The organism is Vibrio sp. 10N.222.52.B7 (assembly GCF_041474275.1).
GTDB lineage: Bacteria > Pseudomonadota > Gammaproteobacteria > Enterobacterales > Vibrionaceae > Vibrio > Vibrio crassostreae_C.
In genome coordinates, this window is sequence record NZ_JBFRTU010000018.1 from 1 (window position 1) to 22,591 (window position 22,591).

20 protein-coding genes are annotated in these 22,591 nt (G+C 44.1%); 8 read left to right on the top strand and 12 right to left on the bottom strand.

The features are described 5' to 3' along the window. Positions 1-44: 44 nt before the first annotated feature. Complete coding sequence (locus AB4512_RS06920; RefSeq protein WP_017065981.1) at positions 45-1,853, bottom strand: DUF3413 domain-containing protein; 1,809 nt, start codon at positions 1,851-1,853, stop codon at positions 45-47. A 28-nt stretch (positions 1,854-1,881) separates the two neighbouring features. Continuing rightward, on the bottom strand, positions 1,882-2,109 hold the full coding sequence (locus AB4512_RS06925; protein ID WP_004734063.1) for a YejL family protein: 228 nt from the start codon (positions 2,107-2,109) through the stop codon (positions 1,882-1,884). Between the two features lie 84 nt (positions 2,110-2,193). Here AB4512_RS06925 and yejK point away from each other — a divergent pair, with 84 nt between their 5' ends. From yejK to AB4512_RS06940, 3 genes are all read left to right on the top strand, one after another. Next, entirely contained in the window at positions 2,194-3,198 is a 1,005-nt protein-coding gene (yejK, locus tag AB4512_RS06930; RefSeq protein ID WP_372174668.1) for a nucleoid-associated protein YejK, read from the top strand. A gap of 105 nt (positions 3,199-3,303) precedes the next feature. After that, on the top strand, positions 3,304-4,707 hold the full coding sequence (locus tag AB4512_RS06935; protein ID WP_102398080.1) for an Hpt domain-containing protein: 1,404 nt from the start codon (positions 3,304-3,306) through the stop codon (positions 4,705-4,707). Between the two features lie 76 nt (positions 4,708-4,783). Beyond that, positions 4,784-5,962, top strand: a complete 1,179-nt coding sequence (locus AB4512_RS06940; protein ID WP_372174670.1) for a chemotaxis protein — start codon at positions 4,784-4,786, stop codon at positions 5,960-5,962. 104 nt (positions 5,963-6,066) lie between these two features. Here the strand turns inward: AB4512_RS06940 and nhaC are convergent, their stop codons facing one another. After that, positions 6,067-7,503, bottom strand: coding sequence for a Na+/H+ antiporter NhaC (gene nhaC, locus AB4512_RS06945; protein WP_372174672.1), 1,437 nt, complete (start codon positions 7,501-7,503; stop codon positions 6,067-6,069). A gap of 500 nt (positions 7,504-8,003) precedes the next feature. Between nhaC and asd the strand changes: the two genes are divergently transcribed. Beyond that, positions 8,004-9,122 carry an aspartate-semialdehyde dehydrogenase gene (asd, locus tag AB4512_RS06950; RefSeq protein ID WP_017629874.1) on the top strand — a complete coding sequence of 373 codons (1,119 nt, stop codon included), beginning with the start codon at positions 8,004-8,006 and terminating at the stop codon, positions 9,120-9,122. A gap of 152 nt (positions 9,123-9,274) precedes the next feature. On the opposite strand, the gene AB4512_RS06955 is transcribed toward asd, so the two are convergent. Beyond that, complete coding sequence (locus AB4512_RS06955) at positions 9,275-10,117, bottom strand: ion transporter (protein ID WP_029235134.1); 843 nt, start codon at positions 10,115-10,117, stop codon at positions 9,275-9,277. 149 nt (positions 10,118-10,266) lie between these two features. Beyond that, on the bottom strand, positions 10,267-10,905 hold the full coding sequence (locus AB4512_RS06960) for a YchE family NAAT transporter (RefSeq protein WP_017061184.1): 639 nt from the start codon (positions 10,903-10,905) through the stop codon (positions 10,267-10,269). A 638-nt stretch (positions 10,906-11,543) separates the two neighbouring features. Here AB4512_RS06960 and adhE point away from each other — a divergent pair. Beyond that, positions 11,544-14,249: a bifunctional acetaldehyde-CoA/alcohol dehydrogenase gene (gene adhE, locus AB4512_RS06965; RefSeq protein WP_017061183.1), complete on the top strand. Its 2,706-nt coding sequence runs from the start codon at positions 11,544-11,546 to the stop codon at positions 14,247-14,249. A 186-nt stretch (positions 14,250-14,435) separates the two neighbouring features. Here adhE and AB4512_RS06970 read toward each other — a convergent pair whose 3' ends face one another. The 3 genes from AB4512_RS06970 to sodB all read right to left on the bottom strand — a co-directional run bounded on the left by AB4512_RS06970 (position 14,436) and on the right by sodB (position 16,733). After that, positions 14,436-15,119: an SDR family oxidoreductase gene (locus AB4512_RS06970; RefSeq protein ID WP_372174673.1), complete on the bottom strand. Its 684-nt coding sequence runs from the start codon at positions 15,117-15,119 to the stop codon at positions 14,436-14,438. A 278-nt stretch (positions 15,120-15,397) separates the two neighbouring features. Continuing rightward, positions 15,398-15,901: a VC2046/SO_2500 family protein gene (locus AB4512_RS06975; RefSeq protein ID WP_372174675.1), complete on the bottom strand. Its 504-nt coding sequence runs from the start codon at positions 15,899-15,901 to the stop codon at positions 15,398-15,400. A 247-nt stretch (positions 15,902-16,148) separates the two neighbouring features. Then, positions 16,149-16,733: a superoxide dismutase [Fe] gene (sodB, locus tag AB4512_RS06980; RefSeq protein WP_004734050.1), complete on the bottom strand. Its 585-nt coding sequence runs from the start codon at positions 16,731-16,733 to the stop codon at positions 16,149-16,151. 269 nt (positions 16,734-17,002) lie between these two features. Here sodB and AB4512_RS06985 point away from each other — a divergent pair, with 269 nt between their 5' ends. Both AB4512_RS06985 and AB4512_RS06990 read left to right on the top strand, forming a co-directional pair. After that, positions 17,003-17,341 (top strand): Grx4 family monothiol glutaredoxin, encoded by a 339-nt coding sequence (locus AB4512_RS06985; RefSeq protein ID WP_004741702.1) that lies wholly within the window; start codon positions 17,003-17,005, stop codon positions 17,339-17,341. 98 nt (positions 17,342-17,439) lie between these two features. Next, entirely contained in the window at positions 17,440-18,069 is a 630-nt protein-coding gene (locus AB4512_RS06990; RefSeq protein WP_017061180.1) for a DsbA family protein, read from the top strand. Between the two features lie 190 nt (positions 18,070-18,259). Here AB4512_RS06990 and AB4512_RS06995 read toward each other — a convergent pair whose 3' ends face one another. Together AB4512_RS06995 and rnt are read right to left on the bottom strand one after the other, a co-directional pair. Further along, positions 18,260-19,585, bottom strand: coding sequence for a Na+/H+ antiporter family protein (locus AB4512_RS06995; protein WP_029235135.1), 1,326 nt, complete (start codon positions 19,583-19,585; stop codon positions 18,260-18,262). Positions 19,586-19,649: 64 nt separating this feature from the next. Next, positions 19,650-20,294: a ribonuclease T gene (gene rnt / locus AB4512_RS07000; RefSeq protein WP_017061178.1), complete on the bottom strand. Its 645-nt coding sequence runs from the start codon at positions 20,292-20,294 to the stop codon at positions 19,650-19,652. A gap of 188 nt (positions 20,295-20,482) precedes the next feature. Between rnt and motY the strand changes: the two genes are divergently transcribed. Then, complete coding sequence (motY, locus tag AB4512_RS07005; RefSeq protein ID WP_017063457.1) at positions 20,483-21,364, top strand: flagellar protein MotY; 882 nt, start codon at positions 20,483-20,485, stop codon at positions 21,362-21,364. Positions 21,365-21,459: 95 nt separating this feature from the next. On the opposite strand, the gene AB4512_RS07010 is transcribed toward motY, so the two are convergent. After that, entirely contained in the window at positions 21,460-21,894 is a 435-nt protein-coding gene (locus tag AB4512_RS07010) for a DUF2753 domain-containing protein (RefSeq protein ID WP_004734047.1), read from the bottom strand. 199 nt (positions 21,895-22,093) lie between these two features. Continuing rightward, positions 22,094-22,510, bottom strand: a complete 417-nt coding sequence (gene gloA, locus AB4512_RS07015; RefSeq protein WP_004734046.1) for a lactoylglutathione lyase — start codon at positions 22,508-22,510, stop codon at positions 22,094-22,096. Between the last annotated feature and the right edge of the window lie 81 nt (positions 22,511-22,591).

Below are 22,591 nucleotides of genomic sequence, written 5' to 3' on the forward strand. Positions count from 1 at the left end.
AAAAAAGGGAAGCCATTGGCTTCCCTTTGCTGTTTGCTGATTATTTAGTCATTTTTTGTGTAGAAACGCTGTAGCTCTGTCAGGCCTTGCATCAACACAGGTAAGCGAGGGCTTACGTTTTTCAGGCGCTTGTAATTTTGGTCGTACAATTTGTAGTTACCAAATTTATCCAACACCGTTGTTTGCTGGTCAGTAACAAGAGCAAGTTCACGAGAGTCGCCCGCGAGAATCCACTTTCTGTTACGTTCATTAAACAGGCTGCGACCACTACTGAAATCTGTTGGGTTCGAAGATACACCCAATAGCTCTTGCATCAGTGTTACTGACACGTCTAGATGACTAGAACGGTGGGTGTATTCAGAAGCAGACTTGCCAGGCCAGCTGATAAACAGTGGTACTTGTAACTGATAACGACTGTAGTTGGAGTTTGCACCCCAGCTGTTGGTTTTGGTTTCGTTAAACTCAGTACCGTGGTTAGAGGTAATGATAACCACCGTGTTATCGGCAAGCTCTAAGCGTTCCAGTTCAGCGTAGATAGTTGCTAGCTGAGCATCGGCCGCTGTCGCCGACTTTTGATAGTCTGCTGCAAAACGCTCTGCTGTCGTTAGCGTAGAGTCCGACTCTGAACTTGAATCGTAGCTGGCGAAGTTATCCAGTGTGGTTAATTCAATAAAGTTAAACCAAGGGCGTTTAGCTTGCGGTGATTGAATCCAGTTAGACCAAGCTTTTATGGCACTCTGGTCATCATAAGTTGCTTGCTCTGGCATCACATCACGGCCTCGGAAGATGATATCCGAGTACAGTGCATCACTAAAGTTGTCGCCACTGAAAGCAGCGAACTTGTAATCGTGATTCTCTAAAACATCGAGCAATACTGCGCTTGACCCCTGAGCTTCAATGCTGCTTGCGTAGCTGCTCGGTAGGCCGTAGAACAAGCCAAAAATACCAAACATATCGTTACTTGAACTGTAGTGGTTGGTGAAGTTGATCGACTGTTGTGCGTAGGCATAGCTGTTTGGCATCGCTGTCGCATTAAGAGCGTCAGAGCGAAGGTTGTTCACACTCACCATCAGGATATTAAGATCATCACTGCGGCGGTTGTATTGAATTTTTTCTAGCGGGTAGCTAACTAGGTTTACATTCTCTTTGTTCGCTTCTAAACGCTCAAGGTACTCTTCACGGTCTAATAGGCCATGTTTTTCCATAAAGCTTTTCGCTGTCATTGGGTAAGACAGTGGGAAGTTCGCTTTCTGGCTAGTAATTGGGTTATAGAAGTACGCATCAGCCCACATGTAGGTCAAGTGGCTGCTGATGAAACACAAGAAGAAGACGGCAGTAATCGGACGGCCAATGTGTTTATGAGACAGTTTACGCTGCTTACGCCAAACCCACTCAGATAGACCGAGTTGCAGCAAGAAGATAAGCGGCATAACAATGAAGAGGTGCTGCAAATCAGACGTGAATGCAGATTCCTCTCCACTGAATAAAACCTCCCACACGACAGGCGTCAGGTGGAGGTTTATATTTTGATACGTTTGGGTATCAATCAGTAGGACAGTTAAACCTATGGTCGCGAAGATAACGGCAACCAAACGTAATAACTTCCTCGACGGAAGAATAAAAGTGAGCGGGAACAGCACTAATAGATAGAGCGCGAACACTAAAAAGCCAAAATGACCAACCCACGATGCAGCCAAATAGAATTGGCCTAGCAAGGTTTCTGGCCAAGCAGATTGAGTAATATAACGAGTACCAATCAACATCGCAGCAATGATGTTGAAAAATGCAAACCAGTGACCCCAACCAACCAGTCGAGATACACGATCGCTATATGAGTTTGCGCTGTCTACCATTTATAATTCTTTTATCCGTCAATCAAATTTAGTGAGACTTTTTATCTTCAAGAGAAGAAATTAAAGCCTCGGCAAATTTTTCAGCAATTCCTTTGCGTTGTGAAGCAGCAACATTCTGATTTAAGACATTGGTTGCGATATTTCCAGCGATCATCAGTGAAAGTTCTGGCGAAGCTTTGTGCTTAGTTAGTACAGCACCTACTTCAGCTAGGATTTTTTCAACTTGATCATCTGTGTATTTAGATATAATCGGCATAAGGACTCTAATAATGATAGTAAAAGCGGCTTATGATAACCTACTATGCACGACAACTGAAACCTGAACGGTAATATTTTCACTATGAGCCTTCACCTTTCCAACGTAATTTTACACCAGCTGAGCAAGAACGATCAGGATGAGCTGATTGTTAACTATCGTGCTGAATCTCTAGAAAACGATGCTTCATCTGAAAGCCTAGTTGCTGAACTTCACCGTGTTTTTAATTCAAAAGCAGGCAAAGGGTTTGGTTCTTTCAAATCTGACAGCGAATTCCAGCAGTGGTTGCATCAACTTCGTGCTGGTGAGACAAACTTTTACGATTTTTCTCAAAAGAGTGCGCAACATCTAAAAGACGAACTATCAAAGTACCCATTCGCTGACGAAGGTATCTTGGTAATGGCTGAATATCAGTCACTTGCAACAGATTACCTTTTCATTGGTTTATTGCCTTCAAACCAAAGCCTAAAGGTAACTGAAGGGCTTGATATTAGTGCGACTGACTACCTTGATATCTCAAAAATGGATATCGCGGCTCGCCTAGACCTTTCTACTTATGAGACTGATAAAGAGTCAAACCGTTACTTAACTTATATTAAAGGACGTGTTGGCCGTAAAGTCGCGGATTTCTTCTTAGATTTCTTACAAGCTGAAGTCGGTTTGGATGCGAAACAGCAGAACCAAGTACTGATGCAAGCGGTAGAAGACTTCGTTTCTGACTCTAAATTAGAGAAAGAAGAAGCGATCAGCTACAAAAAGCAGGTTGCGGATTACTGTAACGAGCAGCTTAAAGCGGGCGATGAAGTACAAGTTCGTGAACTTTCTGGTGAGTTGCCAGCAAGCACAGATGGCACAAGCTTCTTTGACTATACTAGTGAGCAAGGCTACGAGTTAGAAGACAGCTTCCCAGCCGATCGCGCAACTATGCGTAAACTAACAAAATTTGTTGGTGCTGGTGGCGGTTTGAATGTTAGTTTTGATAGTCTGCTTCTAGGCGAACGTATCTTTTACGATCCGGAGACAGACACGCTAACGATTAAAGGCACTCCACCGAACTTACGTGACCAACTGACTCGCAATAAGTCATAGTCCGAAGTTAACGGATAAAAGCGGCAGCAGGACGTTGTCGCTTATTTTGTGCTTAATCTTTTAGCTACGGTCATGGCTTCAAGTTAACACGCACAAGGAATATAGATGGAACAATCAGTAGCAAAGCCCAAACGCTTTAAAAAACCAGCCACCTTTTTGGTTGTGCTCTTGGCTCTGTGGTTACTTCCTTCATTGGCTCTTCTTAATCTAAGCCGTTCCTACACCAATTCTCTAGCTCAAATCGAAGAGCTCGGTATTCGAGTCAACGAATTGAGGCAATCGCTTTATTTCTCAGAACCGCTTCGAGTCTCTCGTATCAATGATCTCGCACTCGATGCTCAGTTGGTTTATTCGATCCGACTGCAGATTGAATCTGATTTCCAACACGCCTTGTTTCGTCCTGATGTCAACCAACTGTTGTACGTAGCTGATCAGTTCCTAGAAAAGTTCGATGAGTTCATTCCAATAGAAAGCCAAGTTCAAGACATCGTTGATAACATTAAGATCTTGCGTGCTGATAAAGAGCTTTCCCCTCAGCTAAAACCGCTCCTCAACGAATTCGGTGTTGTGGTATTTGAAGCCATGTATTCTGAAAATCAAAGTTCGTCAGCGACTTATCGCGCCTTTGATTCCATTCTAGAAAAATCTTATTCCTTAGAAAACGAAGAACAAGATGCACTCCAACAACTACTGGCTGATGCGTCAGCATTGTTGAGTGATTATGCTCAGCTTAACTATTTGGTTGATAAGATTAAGAAAAACTCAGTAAATGAACAGATCATAAAACTCGAAGCTGAGTTCCATGATCGTCAATTCAACCTATTGTTGGTGATGCTAGGCTTAAGTTTGGTGGCGATGAGCGGGATAGTGTTTTGGGGCGTTAGGTCCACAAAAACGATGAAAGAAGCAGACCAAGAACTCAGCTCTGAACTAGAAATTAATTCAAGTAAGGAAGACGCTTCTTATAGCGATGTTGTTTCCTCAGCAGTGAAACAAGCAGATAGTGACGCTTATGTATCCGAGAACAGGCCAACGCGCCAGTCTTCCGACTCTCAACCTCCGCAGAGCGTTAACGTTACAAGCCAACCCGTTGTACCGCAATACTCTATTCAGCAAGTCCCTGAACAGGCGCCAGTAGTAGAGAAACACGTTGCCAGTGTGACAGATTCAAAGCCTGCGATTGATATCGAAGACATGTTAGAAACGCTCGATGGTGATGCTGAGTCTGTCGAACTCTTGCTTGGTGTGTTTGTACAAGACCACGCAGGTGACTACGAGAAGTTTAAGTCTTTGTTGACCAAAGATGAAACCTCCGCGGCTCGCATTGTACATAGCTTAAAAGGCGTGGCTGGCAGTATTAAAGCGTCTCGGTTAGCCATCATTGCCGCAACCATTGAAATGACAATGAAGCAGTCCAGAGCGATCAGTGAACATGATTTAGCTGAACTAGAGCAGGCTATAAAAGCCTCTGTGGATTCTGCTCATGAATATTTAGACAGTCAGCGTTAACTTTTACAGGATTTTTGACAATACTCTGACGAAGCGCTCATACAATCAGCGCCCTTAGTCTTTGTCAGAGGTTTATATGTTACGAGTTTCGAGTCGAAGTTGGATGGTGTTGGTGCTTAGCATTGTGCTAAGTGGTTGTTCTCTCTTAGAAGTTAAGTTAGATAGTCAAACGACGCCTCTCACTCAACAAGAGTTAAATGCTCGGCTCATGACGCGTGAATACGCCAAGATGTTTTTTACACGAGTAGAAGACTCGGCTGATTTAATCGCGCAATTTTATCCTGCTGATGACACTTTACATCAATCTTATGTGTTGCTTTGGAAGATCCATGCAGAGCAGGGATTACAACAAGCGGCTTACCAAACTTCCCCAATGTCTGCGTTAATTGACTCGTGGGTTTTCACTGCCCAAATGAATCAGTTTTATAGCCAAGGCGATGGCGCGGACCTATTCGCGACGGATGATGCGGTAGAGGCTGCTCGTTTTCTTGATCAAGAAGCCGAGAAGCTGGCAAAGGGTGTATTGAGCTCGAGTGATTTCAAAAACAGCAAAGCGTTCGTTGCGCAGTTTGCTGCTAGCCACCCATTTAAAGACCTCACATTCAGAAGCACACCAGCTTACCGTGAATGGCTAAGTTACCTTGGTAAAGACGAATCGCAAATCGTTCAGAGCTTAGGCACCATGCCAGAAGCAATGAGTGACGCATCTGATCGTTTAAGCCTTATGGCTGACCAGACACCAAAACTGATGTCGTGGAAAGCGGAGTTGGTTGCATTGAATAGCTCACTAACGGGTGAAGACCTATCGATGACGCTGGAAAGCCTTCGTCAAACATCAGCAAGCATGCAAGACTTCATTGAGAACAATCCGGAGTACATGCAAACACTGGCTTCTATTATGTCGACAGAAATGCAACCATTGCTCAACGACCTCAGTGATAAAACCGACCAAAAATTAGCGATGCTGAGTGATGAACGTGTGGCATTAGAAAAAATGGTGACACGTGAGAGAGAAGCTCTAGTAGAGATGATTGCGAAAGAGCGCATCGAGATTGCCGGCATTGTGACTTCAGAAAGAGAACTGTTCACGCAAGACCTTGATCGCGTCTCTCAAGAGGTGGTGGTACTGGCGATTGATAAGCTAATGGAGTTAATCAAAGGTGTGATTATCTACTTCATCCTGTTTATCTTAGTAGTGTTCTTTGCACCGTTAGGCATCGGTTACTGGTTGGGTAAACGAACCGCCAATAAATAGATAAATAAGTAAATCAGCAGATCAAAAAAGAGCACTCTAGGGCGCTCTTTTTGCATTTATCCATTAACGTTTTGAGTTACGTTCGAAAGCGTTAGCTCCTGAACTTAAGCTTGTTGCTTGCTTAACTCGGTCGCTTCTTCAGCTTCAAACGTTGGTGCTGTTGGTTCACACTTATCAACGAACCAACCCATGTAAGATGTCACGATAGTCACGATGATACAGATGAAGCTTAACCACATGAACGGTGCGTAAGATAGCGTCGCAACACCAAGAATACTCGCCATGTAGATACCGTTATCACTCCACGGAACCATACCCGACGTTAACGTGCCACCAAACTCAGCATTACGCGATAGGTTCTTACGTTTGTAGCCTAAACGGTCGTAGTTTTTCGCACAGATTTTTGGTGTAAGGATTAACGATACGTACATTGCAGAACCGAATACGTTACCCATGAAAGCCGTACCAATTGTGCTAGTCGCTAGTGAACCTGCGCTGTTTACGCGGCGCTCAAACACCTTAGCGATTGTCTCTAGTACGCCCACTTTATCCAGTAAGCCACCGAAACCTAGACCAAATACGATAACCGCAACTGAACCTAGCATTGAAGACATGCCGCCACGGTTAAGAATCGAATCAATAAACTCTACGCCAGATGAGATTGAGAACGGTGCCCAAGCAGTGTTGAATGCCGTTAGGAAGTCGATATCTTGGATCATGACTGCCCAGATAATACCCAGCAGAGAACCAAAACTGATGACCGGGAATGAAGGCATACGGAAAGCCAACAGACCAAGCACGATAAGTACCGGAACGAATGAGTAAGGCGTGATGTAGAACTGAACTTCCATTGCTTTGATTACAGAGTCTACTTGGCTCATGTCAACGTTGCCCGCGTAGTGGAAACCAAACGCAGTAAACATGATGCCTGTAATCACGTAGCTGATTAACGCAACTGGAAGCATGCCCTTGATGTGTTCAACCACTTCAACACCAGACATTGAAGAAGCCAGAATCACTGAATCAGAAAGAGGAGACATCTTGTCACCGAAGTAACAGCCTGACAGCACGGCACCTGCAGTAATCGGTGCTGGAACACCTAGGCCTTGGCCGATACCCATCATCGCGATACCTGCTGTACCCGCAGCACCCCAAGAAGTACCGGTCGCCAATGCAGTTAGAGAACAGATGATCATGGTCGCTAAAAGGAAGATAGAAGGGTGGATAGCTTTCAGACCATAGTAAATGATAGTAGGTACGATCCCGCCTGAGATCCAAGTACCAACAAGAGCGCCAACGGCTAAAAGTATTAAAACCGCGCCTAAGCCATTGGATATTCCTTTGAGTGCTGCTTTTTCTAAGTCTTTGTATTGGTGTCCAAGACGAATACCAAGAACCATGATAATGAACCAGCCAATATACAAGGCAAGTTGAATTGGAAGGTCAAGCTTTGCAGTAAAGGAAAAAGCAAGGGATAGAAATAGTCCTAACGCGATGAATACCTGCAATAGGTTCGGTAGGCGAGTTTTACTCTGCTTCATAAAAGCCTCTTGTGATTTCGAGCATTTATAGCGCTTCGTTATAGTGTGTGGTGCAAAACGGACACTACAGTAATTAGTTTATTATATCGAAAAAATACGCCCAAGTTGTGATATTTGACTGTTAACTCAATCAATTGTGGTTTCATAATCTAAATTTTTGTTACATTCATGATTGTTACATGTTGAAATCTGTCGCACGTTGTTTTCGTTTTGTAAAATAAAACTCTGATTAACCTTGGTTTAAAAGAGGGATTTACTGTTTGTGATGAGCGTCGATTGAATCGACTTTGGCGATGTAAATGTTTGAATTTGACGATAATGGACGCTTAATCAATGAGGTGGAGATGGAATGTCGATACAGAGATAACTGCACGATTCATTACGTTCACTTAAAAGAAACGAAAAAGTTACACTTTTTGACAAAAAGCACTTGAGTTCTGTTTCTGAAAAACTTATAGATGGGGGAGAGCAATTTTTAATTTATACATGGAGAGTGAGCGATGAGAGTAGGTCTAGTTGGTTGGCGCGGTATGGTTGGTTCTGTACTGATGCAACGTATGGTTGAAGAGAAAGACTTCGACTTGATTGAGCCTGTTTATTACAGCACATCTCAGATTGGTATTCCTGCCCCTGTTTTAGGTGGTAAAGATGCGGGTCTACTTCAAGACGCTTTTGATATTGATAGCCTAAAACAGCTTGATGCTGTGATTACCTGTCAAGGCGGCGATTACACATCAAAAGTATACCCAGCACTGCGTCAAGCAGGTTGGAAAGGTTACTGGATTGATGCAGCATCTACTCTGCGTATGGATGCTGATTCAATCATCACTCTTGATCCTGTTAACTTGGCTCAAATCCAGCAAGGCATTCACAGCGGCACCAACACGTTCGTTGGCGGTAACTGTACTGTGAGCTTAATGCTTATGGCTCTAGGTGGTCTGTACGAGAAAGGCATGGTTGAGTGGATGAGTGCCATGACTTACCAAGCAGCTTCTGGTGCGGGTGCTAAGAACATGCGTGAGCTGATCTCACAAATGGGTGTGATCAACGACAGCGTAAGTTCTGAGTTAGCAAACCCTTCAAGCTCAATTCTTGATATCGATAAGAAAGTGGCTGATACGATTCGTTCATCTTCATTCCCAACAGACCAATTTGGTGCTCCGCTTGCAGGCTCACTGATTCCTTGGATCGATGTGAAGCGTGAAAACGGTCAGAGTAAAGAAGAGTGGAAAGCCGGTGTTGAAGCGAACAAGATTCTTGGTCTAGATGGTCAGCCAATCCCAATTGATGGTACTTGTGTACGAATCGGTGCAATGCGTTGTCACGCTCAAGCACTAACGATCAAGCTTAAGCAAGACGTGCCAATGGACGAGATCGAAGAGATCATCGCAACGCACAATGATTGGGTTAAAGTGATTCCTAATGACCGCGACATCACGGCACAGGAGCTAACACCAGCGAAAGTAACAGGCACAATGTCTGTACCTGTCGGTCGTCTGCGTAAGATGTCGATGGGTAACGACTTCCTAAACGCCTTCACGGTTGGTGACCAACTACTTTGGGGTGCTGCAGAACCACTACGTCGTACTCTGCGCATTATCCTTGCTGAGAAAGCGTAATAGGCAAGATTGCTTAAATTCTATTAGCTGATAAACCGAAAGGGTTGACGACAAACGTCAACCCTTTTTAGTTTATTGCTACCTCGTTATTCGGCCCTCGAAACTGCCCTTAAATCTCTTCGCATCTCGCTACTCGAATCTCGTGTCTGCTTTTATTTCTCGTCGGTGACGACACGCTTGTCTGGATCCGCTAATTCGCTAGCACAGTGCTTGCAATACATGGCGTCTGAATCATGACCCGCTCGGTTACAATTCGGGCACTTAACCAACTCTTTGTGCGAGTTCATCTCATTACTGAGTTCTGCAGTAATGATCCCGGTTGGCACTGCTAAGATAGAGTAACCCAATAGCATGGTCAGTGATGCTATGGCTTTACCAAGCGCGGTCTGCGGCACCATGTCACCATAACCTACCGTAGTGATAGTCACGATGGCCCAATAGATACTGTGAGGAATACTGGTGAAGCCATTGTCAGGACCTTCAATAACAAAGATCAAGGCGCCAAAGATAACCACCAAGATGCCGACGGTGCTAAAGAAGATCAGTATCTTTCGTCGTGCCATTAATAGTGAGCGCAACAGAATATTGGAATCTTGCAGGTAGCGAACCAGCTTTAGAATTCGGAAGATACGCATCACACGCAGCAGTCTCACCACACCCATAAATGAAGCGCCTGGGAAGATGATTGCTAGGTAGGTCGGAAGAATCGCCAATAGGTCAACGACACCATAAAAACTGGTGGCGTAAGATTTTGGCTTTGGGGAGCAATAGAGCCTTAACAAATACTCAAGAGTGAAGAGTGCAGTGAAGGTGTATTCGATATAACGCAGCTGTTGTGACCATTCGGTCATCACATTAGGGATGGATTCTAAGATCAGAACCAACAGCGAAGCCAAGATTGCAACGATCAGAGTTATATCAAATGCACGTCCGGCTGGCGTGTGAGTACCAAAGATAATGACGTACAAATGATGCTTGAGTGGCTTGCGTGACATAAGGAGAGGTTCGTCTTCTGTTAAATGCATTAACAGTCATTATACAAGCTTCATAATAACGAGGCGAGTGAAAGCCCAATTGCTTTACTCGCCTCATCTATATTTCAATATTGTTGCCCTTTATAGAGCAACCGAAATGTTGTTAAACGTTATGCCAAGCCTGGGAACAGATTACGTAGGCCATTGGCGATGAACTCGATGCCCAATGCGCCAAGAATCAGACCCATGATACGAGTGATCACGTTGATACCCGTTTGACCTAAAAAGCGAACGATAACCGGCGCTGAACGGAACAAAAGCCAAGAGCACGTTGCGAATGCGATGATGCTAATGCCGATGCCGACCGTATCAATAGCAGCAGGGTAGCGAGAACCATAAACAATGGTCGAGCTGATTGCACCTGGGCCTGCCATTAGCGGCATAGCAAGTGGAACAACGCCGATCTGCTCTTTGCTGATGTATTCAGACTTCTCTTGTTTGTTCTGCTTATCTTCACCGAGCTTACCGCTCATCATCGAAAATGCGATGCTCAATAACAGTAAGCCACCAGCAACGCGGAATGAATCCAACGAGATGCTAAACATATCAAGAAGCATTTGCCCTGCAACAAGTGACATAATCAAGATCACGGCAACAGCAATATTTGCTTGTAAGGCTGTCCTGTTCCTCTCTTCTGGCGGCATATGAGCAGTAAGAGAAACAAAAACAGGCATGATGCCGATTGGGTTTACGGCAGCAACAAGCCCAAGGAAGAATTGCATAAAAATTGCGAGTTCTAAGCCTTGCATGAGAGCGATCTCCAGTTAGCGTACTTAAGGTTGAAGGGTTGATCTGTGAATAGTTTAGGCGCGTAATGTAAGGGACAAAATCAATTTACGCGAATGAAAAAAACTAACTTGAAATGGGTGATTCTTTTTAGAAAAACTAATTGAATCTCACTTTTGTTTTAAGCCTGTTGCAAGCTAGTTGGTAGTGTTTCATTTTGTAATTTATTATTGAGTAACTGTTAACCGACGCACGAAATTAATAAAAATTATGTCAGAATCTAGCCCGTACAACGCTATGGATATACTCTCAGTAGCACGAATATAGCTGTATACATGTAATTTAACGGACTAAAAATGAAACTTTTTTACAGTTTATTACGCTATGTAGAAAAAAGTTGTCTGTTTGCTTGTTTTTTGCGCGAACGAAAAGTGTGAGTTTAATCTATATAAATCATGCTCTTAAGTTCATTTTTGCGATTGCCTTACTACTTTCTGGTTAATTCTTTTTGGGTAACTGATCTGGGTCAATTTTTTTCACACAGTGAAATAATATACTCAGCCCTGAAAGCAATTTACTAAGAACGCTGGTGTTTAAGGTTAACGGCAAGCAGCGAATTTAATAAAAAGTTTTTAATATTTATTATTTTAGGAGATCCACCATGCCTGTAACTAACTTAGCGGAACTTGATGCTCTAGTAGCTCGCGTTAAAGCAGCACAAGAAGAGTTTGCAACATTCTCTCAAGAGAAAGTAGACGCAATCTTCCGCGCAGCTTCTCTTGCTGCTAACCACGCTCGTATTCCACTTGCTCAACAAGCAGTTGCTGAATCTGGAATGGGTATTGTTGAAGATAAGGTTATCAAAAACCACTTTGCATCTGAATTTATCTACAACAAATACAAAGACGAAAAAACATGTGGCATCTTAGAAGAAGATGACAACCTAGGCACAATGACTATCGCTGAGCCTGTAGGTATCATCTGTGGTATCGTTCCAACAACGAACCCAACTTCTACAGCAATCTTCAAATCTCTAATTTCTCTTAAGACACGTAACGGCATCATCTTCTCGCCACACCCACGTGCAAAGAACTCAACTAACGACGCAGCGAAACTAGTTCTAGACGCAGCTGTTGCAGCGGGTGCTCCACGAGACATCATCGGTTGGATCGACCAACCATCTGTAGAGCTTTCTAACGCGCTTATGAAGCACGACGGTATCGCACTTATCCTTGCTACTGGTGGTCCAGGCATGGTTAAAGCAGCATACTCTTCTGGTAAGCCTGCTATCGGTGTTGGTGCTGGTAACGTTCCTGTCGTTATCGATGAAACAGCTGACATCAAACGTGCTGTAGCATCTATCCTTATGTCTAAGACTTTCGATAACGGCGTAGTATGTGCTTCTGAGCAAGCTGCAATCGTAGTTAGCGAAGTATATGACGAAGTTAAAGAGCGTTTCGCTTCTCACAAAGCTCACGTTCTATCTAAAGCTGACGCTGATAAAGTACGTAAAGTTCTGCTTATCGACGGCAACCTAAACGCTAAAATCGTAGGTCAACCTGCTCCAGCAATCGCTGAAATGGCTGGTGTTAAAGTTCCTGCTGATACAAAAGTACTTGTAGGTGAAGGTCTTGGTAAAGTTTCTTACGATGACGAATTCGCTCACGAGAAACTATCTCCAACTCTAGGTCTATTCCGCGCAGATGACTTCGAAGACGCAGTTGCTCAAGCGGTAACTATGGTTGAAATCGGTGGTATCGGTCACACATCTGGTCTTTACACTAACCAAGATACTAACGCAGACCGCATCCGTTACTTCGGTGACAAGATGAAGACTGCTCGTATCCTAATCAACATCCCGACTACTCACGGTGGTATCGGTGACCTGTACAACTTCAACGTTGCACCTTCTCTAACTCTAGGTTGTGGTTCATGGGGTGGTAACTCTATCTCTGAGAACGTAGGTCCTAAGCACCTTATCAACAAGAAAACTGTAGCGAAGCGAGCTGAAAACATGTTGTGGCACAAACTACCTAAGTCTATCTACTTCCGTCGTGGTAGCCTTCCAATCGCAATGAGCGACCTAGAAGGTAAGAAACGCGCATTCCTAGTAACTGACCGTTTCCTATTCAACAACGGTTACGCAGATGACGTAGTTAGCTTGCTTAAAGCACAAGGCATCGAAGTTCAAACTTTCTTCGACGTAGAAGCGGATCCAACGCTATCTGTTGTTGAGAAAGGCGCTGAAGCAATGAAGAGCTTCCAACCTGACGTAATCCTTGCTCTAGGTGGCGGTTCTCCAATGGATGCTGCTAAGATCATGTGGGTTATGTACGAGCACCCAGAAACTCACTTCGAAGAACTAGCAATGCGCTTTATGGACATCCGTAAACGTATCTACAAGTTCCCTAAAATGGGTCAAAAAGCTGAGCTTGTATGTATCACTACAACTTCAGGTACAGGTTCAGAGGTTACTCCATTCGCTGTTGTTACTGACGACAAGACTGGTGCTAAATACCCACTAGCTGATTACGAAATCACGCCAAACATGGCTATCGTTGATGCGAACCTAGTAATGAACATGCCTAAGTCTCTAACAGCGTTCGGTGGTTACGATGCAGTAACTCACGCTCTTGAAGCTTACGTATCTGTTCTAGCGAACGAGTACTCAGACGGTCAAGCTCTTCAAGCTCTTAAGATGCTTAAAGAATACCTACCATCAAGCTACAAAAATGGTGCGGCTGACCCAATAGCTCGTGAGAAAGTACACAACGCAGCAACTATCGCTGGTGTAGCATTTGCGAACGCATTCCTAGGTGTGTGTCACTCAATGGCTCACAAAATTGGTGCTGAGTTCCACCTACCACACGGTCTTGCTAACGCACTACTTATCTCAAACGTTGTACGTTACAACGCGAACGATAACCCAACTAAGCAGACTGCATTCTCTCAGTACGACCGTCCACAAGCACGTCGTCGTTACGCTGAAGTTGCTGACCACCTAGGCCTAAGCCAAGCTGGTGACCGTACAGCTCAGAAGATTGAACGTCTACTGACTTGGTTAGAAGAGCTTAAAGTTGACCTAGACATCCCACTATCTATCCAAGCTGCGGGTGTTAACGAGTCTGACTTCATCGCTAAACTAGACGAGCTAGCTGTTGAAGCGTTCGATGACCAGTGTACAGGTGCTAACCCACGTTACCCTCTAATCACTGAGCTAAAAGAAGTTCTAACAACTTCTTACTTCGGCCAACCATACGTTGAAGGCGAAACTTTCGAAGGTACTACAGTTATCCTTAAGAAAGCAGACCAAAAGCCAGCTGAAGCGAAAGCGCCAAAAGCTAAAAAAGAAAAAGCTAACGCATAATAAGTAAGCATTAGTTTTGAGATAAGTTTTCGCTAGCACGATACTTATCTATCGGGAAAAGATGAAAGCCCCAGTCGAGAGACTGGGGCTTTTTTTATGTTTGGTTCGTTTGTAAAACGGATTGAGAGGCAATAGCTCTGCTACTTAATATGAGCTGAGCCAGTCATGTTCAATTGGAATAGGGAGTTAAACCTCTGCCGCGACAACTCGCCCACTGAAGTAGTCATTCGAGACAATGTATTCGGTTGTTCTGGTCAGCTCGTCTTGCAGCTGCGCCCAGTGACATCGGTTGAGCTTGCCATCGGAGTTATGAACGGCGGGAACAACGCCACCGACTCGAATGCCAAAGGGAGTCAGCTCTTTCGCCCAACTATGGGTAAAGCCAGTGATCATTGAGTTTGCGCTCTCTAAGCCAGACACATCGTGAAAGTCATCATGAGATATCACATTCACAATCACGCCTTCCTTATCTTCCTCTCGCAATCTCTCAGCACTGATTTGCCCAAATGCGAACAGGGTCGATGCCATCGATGAGAGATCATTAATAAAGCTGCTCACAGGCTGATCGCCAATTAGGCTAGGCATTGGGGAGCTTATCCAGTTATTGACCAGCACATCGGGTGTCGTGTTGAAGGTGGTTTGAATAAAATCATATACGCTGAGAATCGCTTGGCTGTCATTGCCTTTGAGCGTGTAGTGGTAAACAGAGTCAGAAAACCGGGCACACTGTAGATACGTCGCTTTAAGTGCTTCCGTGTCTTTATCACAAAGGATGACGGTGGCTCCAAGGTTAACAAAGTGGTGAGCAATCGCCCCCCCCAGTCGCGAGCCGGCAGATGTCACCAATATGATTGAGCTTTTTATTTCCATCCCAGTACCTAAACAAATCGTCCATGTCGGATAAGGATGGGTTAAAATTTATACAACGGGTGTGAATTGGTTCAAACTAAGGTGTGCCAATTAATAAGTTTTTATGAACTTAGTGGCACGTCACATTTTGTAGTAACTTCAAGCGGTAACCGACATCAGGTGTTTTTAGGTTGCCTAAGGCTAGTGGTTCATATCATTCGTGTGAATACTTTGAAGTGTGCGAGTTAGTCGAAGAAGAGCTATGGATAGACAGCGAAAAAGGGAAAGGTAGGTGATCGCTATACTTGAGCTTGAATTTGATACCGACGTTGCGCGGTGGTTAGCTCATTGTAGAGCGTGGCATGTGGCAAATCAGGTAAATGCTTGTTTGCGAGTTTGCGTCGGTCATGACCAGAAAGGTTTTGGTAAACCTCTTCGGGTAAGTCGGCTGTATCTTCAGGCATGAAGGCAAGCGCTTCAGGTTTCAAGTAATGGCTGAGTTTGGCGCTGGCAAGGCTAGCTTGATGAAAATGATTAGATTGCTGAGCTGAAATCTCATATGAAGACTGGTTTGAACGCAGTTGTTGAGGTTCTGCTACGCCAAATTGTTTGCGCAGGTGATCTTCATTTGTCTCTGTGATTTCAATGGTGTCAATTGGCGTGCAATCACGGACATCATTAGAAAACATAGATAACAGCAACGCGAAATCTGCACGGCGACCTTGCTCAACCGCTTGGCTGATCCCGATGCCGAACTTCAGTTCGTTGATGATTCCTGCTTTGTCTAAAGTATGTATTTGCATGTCGCCTCTCATTGGATACACCTTTAACGGCATGGAGTCGGCAAACTTTAGTGTTTAATTACAGGCAAATAGAGAATTTATGTAGGGTTGGGAAGAAGGCTATCAATAGTTCGAGAAGTAAGCGCTATTGGCGGGTTTATTACGAAATGTTTAGATTTTGTGGAACACGACAGATACAAAAAAGCTCACGCCGAGGCATGAGCTTTCAATAGATAACTCGCTATAAATAGCGCAGCGTAAGCAATAATTACTTAGCTAGGTTCTCTTCTACGAAAGACCAGTTTACTAGGTTCCAGAATGCAGCCATGTAGTCAGGGCGAACATTGCGGAAATCGATGTAGTAAGCGTGTTCCCATAGGTCAACAGTTAGAAGTGGAGTAACACCTTCTTCTGTTAGAGGAGTAGCAGCGTTAGAAGTGTTAACGATGTCTAGAGAACCGTCAGCTTTCTTAACTAACCAAGTCCAAGAAGAACCGAAGTTGTTGATTGCTGAATCAGTGAATTTCGCTTTGAATTCTTCGAAAGAACCGAATGCAGCGTTGATAGCTTCTGCAACAGCGCCAGTTGGTTCGCCGCCCGCTTTAGGAGCAAGACAGTGCCAGTAGAACGTGTGGTTCCAGATTTGAGCAGCGTTATTGAAAACACCACCAGTAGAAGTCTTAACGATCTCTTCTAGTGTTTTGCCTTCAAACTCAGTACCTGGGATAAGGCCGTTTAGCTTAACAACGTAAGTGTTGTGGTGCTTACCGTGGTGGAAATCTAGCGTTTCTGCTGAGATGTGTGGTTCTAGCGCGTCTTTCGCGTAAGGAAGAGCCGGTAGTTCAAATGCCATTGCTCAATTCTCCATTGATATGAAAGAGTTAACTCTTTCGATTGCTTCCAGTGATATTATTATTCATGGCTCGCTATACTGCCAACCATGGTCAATTTGCTGACTTGCGATATAGTTTAGCAAGTTTTTACTTTATTAAAAGCTTATTTCATCACTTTTGTGTGAATTGTTAGCTTAGCTTGTTAACCGCTTTTTTTATATGGTTTTTATTCTTTTAGTTTGGGGTAGAATAAAGGCAATAAAAGCCGTAATCCATTAACGAGGAAGCAATGGAAACTATCGATAAAATCAAACAGCAAATTGAAGAAAACACTATTCTACTGTACATGAAAGGTTCTCCTAAGCTACCTAGCTGTGGTTTCTCTTCTCAAGCGTCTCAAGCTCTAATGGCATGTGGCGAAAAATTTGCTTACGTAGATATCCTACAAAACCCTGATATCCGTGCAGAGCTTCCTGCTTACGCACAGTGGCCAACTTTCCCACAACTTTGGGTTGAAGGTGAGCTAATCGGTGGTTGTGACATCATTCTTGAGATGTTCCAAAAAGGCGAACTTCAGCCAATCATCAAAGAAGCAGCGGCTAAAGTTGCTGGCGATGACGCTGAATAAGTTCTAGCCTTTGCGCTGAATAGTTAAATTGAGGGGCCTTAATCAGGCTCCTTTTTTGTTTGAATTGATCGAATCATTGACTCGATAAGGAATGAACAATGAACGTAAAACTTCATTATGTGCATGATCCAATGTGCAGCTGGTGTTGGGGTTACAAGCCAACACTTGAGTTATTGAAACAACAATTGCCTGCGAGCATTGAGTTTAACTATGTAGTGGGTGGTTTGGCCCCGGATTCTGATGAGCCAATGTCAGAAGAGATGAAAGGCAAGCTGCAAGCGATTTGGAAGCAGATCGAAGCTAAGTTGGGTACTGAGTTTAACCATGATTTTTGGACAGAGTGCCAACCTGTTCGCAGTACTTACCCTGCGTGCCGTGCCGTGATTGCTGCAGGTTTTCAAGACCACTACGAAGCGATGCTTGAAGCGATTCAACATGCTTACTACCTTCGTGCGATGTTGCCACATAGCCAAGACACACATTTGCAGTTGGCTGAAGAGCTAGGTATGAATGTTCAACAGTTTGAAAATGACCTTTCTAGCAAGTTATTGGAAAGTGAGTTAGATGACCAGCTAGGCTTTAAAGAAGCGATGGGTGTATTTTCTTACCCGACCTTAATGCTTGAAGTGAACGGCATCTTTAGTGAAGTTGAATTGGATTATCATTCAACGGAAGCGACGCTTAAGTCTATTCGCGAAATTTTAGTGAGTAATGCTCCCGCTGCGTAATTCAGCGAGAGTCATCTGTATTCGCAATGATTTCTAAGGCTTACTCATCAGAGTAAGCCTTTTTTGTTTGGTGTCGCTAGTTCAATGAGAGTGAGCGGAAGGAAGAGTAGAATGAATCTCAGAGACAAAAAAGACCGCACGAGGCGGTCTTTATAAAAGTGAGTGTAGGGCTCTTTAACTACAAACCTAATTACAGAACCATGGCTGCAATCCAACCGAATACGATCAGTGGGATGTTGTAGTGCAGGAATGTTGGAACTACGGTTTCCCATACGTGCTCGTGTTGACCATCAGCATTTAGACCAGACGTTGGACCTAATGTTGAGTCAGAAGCCGGAGAGCCCGCATCACCAAGTGCTGCAGCTGTACCTACTAGAGCGATTGTTGCCATAGGCGAGAAGCCAAATGCTGCTGCTAGTGGAACGTAGATGGTAGCAAGGATCGGAATCGTAGAGAACGAAGAACCGATCCCCATTGTTACTAATAGACCAACGATGAGCATAAGCAGTGCTGCTAGAGGCTTGTTGTCGCCGATGCTTGTTGAAAGTGCTTCAACCAGAGATTCAACGCCACCTGTTTGCTTCATAACTGCAGCGAAACCTGCCGCTGCAATCATGATGAAACCGATCATTGCCATCATGTGAACGCCCTTGGTGAAGACATCTTGTGTCTCTTTCCAAGCAATGACGCCACCGAAGGTAAATACCATGAAACCCGCTAGAGCACCGATGATCATAGAGCCCGTCGACAGTTGAACTGTTAGCGCAGCTACGATACCCGCCGCTGCAACTAAGATGTGCTTCTTGTTGATCTCTTTCACTTCTGTTGAAACAACAGTGTGAGAGGTTTCTTTGTATTGGCGAGGCTTACGGTAAGTAAAGAATACTGCAGTAAGGAGACCGAAGATCATGCCTGCTGCTGGTAACAACATTGCCATAGGTACTTGGCTTGCTACAACGTTTTCAAGACCATTGTCGTGAAGGTTTTTAAGCAGGATGTTGTTTAGGAAGATGCCACCAAAACCAATCGGTAACACCATGTAAGGTGTAATCAGACCAAAAGTCAGCACACACGCAACTAGACGACGGTCTAGGTTCATTTTTGCGAATACGCCTAGTAGAGGTGGGATTAAGATTGGGATGAAGGCGATATGTACCGGAATCACGTTTTGCGAAGACATGGTCACTAAGATCAACGACGCAAGCATGCCGTATTTAAGACCAGTCGATGCTGCACTGTTCTCTTTGCCGTGAATGCGTTTGATAACACTTTGAGCAAGGAGATCTGTGATACCAGAACGTGAGATAGCTACAGCGAATGTACCAAGCATAGCGTAGCTAAGTGCAATCGTTGCACCGCCGCCTAATCCACTTTCGAAAGCCGCGACTGCGTCGTTCAAGCTCATACCAGAGGCTACGCCACCGATAATTGCACTGAACGTCAGAGCAACGACTACGTTTACACGCATCAAAGCTAAAACAAGCATGATGCAAACTGAAATTACAACAGGATTCATATTATTCTCGGGATGTTGTGTTTTTATGAAGGCAATACGAAAAAACGTTTACCGACTCTATTTTTTATTCTTCGTCAACAAGAGGCCAACCACCAAGGGCTTTCCATTTGTTTACAATGCCGCAAAATAACTCTGTGGTTTTTTGCGTATCATACAAAGCAGAGTGTGCTTCTTTGTTGTCAAATTCCATCCCTGCAGTGCGGCAAGCTTTAGCCAAAACGGTTTGACCGTAGGCAAGACCACTAAGAGCTGCAGTGTCAAAAGTAGCAAATGGATGGAAAGGGACGCGTTTAAGCTTACAGCGCTCACTTGCCGCATTAACGAAGTTCAAATCGAATGTAGCGTTGTGAGCAACCATGATTGCGCGACTGCAATCTGAAGCTTTTTGTTCTTTTCTCACTAGCTTGTAGATTTCTTTAAGGGCTTCTTGTTCCGACACAGCACCACGTAATGGGCTAAATGGGTCTTTAATTCCGTTAAAGTCTAATGCTGCCTGCTCTATATTTGCGCCTTCAAAAGGCTCAATGTGAAAATGAAGCGTTGATGCAGGGTGCAGATCTCCGTTCTCATCCATTTTTAATGTAATGGCACAGATTTCTAATAATGCATCGGTTTCAGCGTTAAACCCTGCGGTTTCCACGTCGATGACCACTGGAAAATAGCCGCGAAAGCGTTTTTTTAGGGTCAGAGCTTCGTTTTCTACAGTCATGTTAGCCCAAATAAGTGTGATTAAGGCTGCATTATTGCAGATAATAGCAGTGATAAAAACTAGGGAAGGGCAATAAATCATAAATTACCTAACCCATTACGGCTTGATAATTGCATATTTAAACGTGAGAGAAAAATGCGGCAATTGGCTGCATTGTTAAACGAATTGCTTAAGAGATACTCCACTTTATGAAGAAACAACTCATAACAGGTTCAATGCTATTTTCGCTACTTGTGTCGTCATCGGTCATGGCACAAGAAAAGCGTTACGGAGCATCTCCTCAACAGTCGACATGGGAGATGGTGGCCAACACGCCACTAGAATGTCGCTTGGTTCACCCAATTCCAAACTTTGGTGATGCTGAGTTCTCATCTCGCGCGAGTAAAAAAATCATTTTGGACTTTGAGCTTAAAATGCGTCGCCCAATGGGTGCTACGCGTAATGTCAGCTTGATTTCGATGCCGCCACCTTGGCGTCCGGGTGAAAGTGCTGATCGCATGACAACCATTAAGTTCTTCCAACAATTTGATGGCTATGTCGGTGGTCAAACAGCTTGGGGCATCTTGAGTGAGTTGGAGAAAGGGCGTTATCCGACATTCAGCTACCAAGAGTGGCAGAGCCGAGATCAACGTATCGAAGTGTCGTTGTCGTCAGTGCTATTCCAAGAAAAATACAATGTGTTCAGTGACTGTGTTGCTAATCTGCTGCCTTACAGCTTTGAAGATATCTCTTTCACTATTTTGCATTACGACCGCAACAGCGATCAGCTGAATAAATCGTCGCGTAAAAGGCTGAGCCAGATTGCTGATTACGTTCGCTATAATCAAGACATCGACCTTGTGCTGGTGGCAACGTACACCGACTCTGTCGACAGCAAAGGGATTAGCCAAAACCTTTCAGAGCGCAGAGCGGAATCGTTAAGAGAGTACTTCAAATCTCTAGGCTTGCCAGAAGATCGTATTCAAGTACAAGGCTATGGTAAGCGTCGTCCGATTGCAGACAATAACTCGCCAATTGGTAAAGATAAGAACCGACGTGTTGTGATCTCTTTAGGTCGTACACAGGTTTAAGCTAAACAATAGCTTGTTTTGAAATGACAAAGCCCGTCTTGATGACGGGCTTTTTTATGTTTTAGATTTGGAGTCGTTGTTTGGACGTAACTTGTTTAGTTCAAGCGGAAGCGGGCGATCATTTCACAGTTGGTCGCGGTATCGATCTTCTCCACCATAGAGGCAATTTTAGGGTTTGGGTGGCGTTTCATGAAATCGATCAGCGCTTTCTTACAGCAACCAATAGAATCGATAAAGCTTGAACATTGAGTATTAGGGCACTGAGGGATCAGTGTGAGTACCTTTTCGGAAGCCAGTTGAAGATACTTGAGCTCGTATTCAGTGTCGCCAGCCCAACGCCAGAATTGAGCAAGATTGTGGCAAGAAATCACCGAGATCAGTAACCGCTCATCGGCTTGAATATCGGTGCGTTCTGTAATTTCTTCACTTAAGTTCAAAGCCTGCTGATAATGAAGAATACTTCGTACAGGATCGTCGAGCTGCAATGCAGTATCGGCAAGTAACGTGTGTTTTTCCCATTCGCTAATCATTGTATTACCTCATTAATCAATAGGTGGTTAATTTAAATAATAATTATTATCATGTAAAGTTTCATCAATGAGATTGTTAAGAATAATTGGTGAAGCATATCGATTATGGGGAGAGTGATAAAAAAGAAGCGAGCATAGTGCTCGCTTCTTTTTTATTTCATCAGGCGTTCAAACTCAACTTCTCAAAGAGGTTAAGGAATTAACCTTCTAGACCTGCGCTTGCTTGTTTGTTCTGAATCAGCTCAATCATGTAGCCATCAGGATCTTTAACGAACGCAATGTGTGTAGAGCCGCCTTTAACCGGACCCGCTTCTCGCGTTACGTTGCCGCCAGCTGCTTTAATCGCATCACACGTTGTGTAGATGTCATCAACACCGATAGCAACGTGACCAAAAGCAGAGCCAAGATCGTATTCCGTGGTGCCCCAGTTGTAAGTCAGCTCAATCACTGCGCCTTGAGATTCGTCGCCAAAGCCAACGAAAGCCAGTGTGTATTCGTACTCTTTGTTTTCGTTCTTACGTAATAGCTGCATGCCCATTACATTGGTGTAGAACTCGATAGACTTGTCTAGATCACCCACGCGTAGCATGGTGTGTAAAATACGACCGTTTGACATGATTTGCTCCTAGCTTGTTATTGGTTGTTTCTTTTATAGCACTATATATGAGCAAGCTCATAAGCAACACCAAAGAGATGA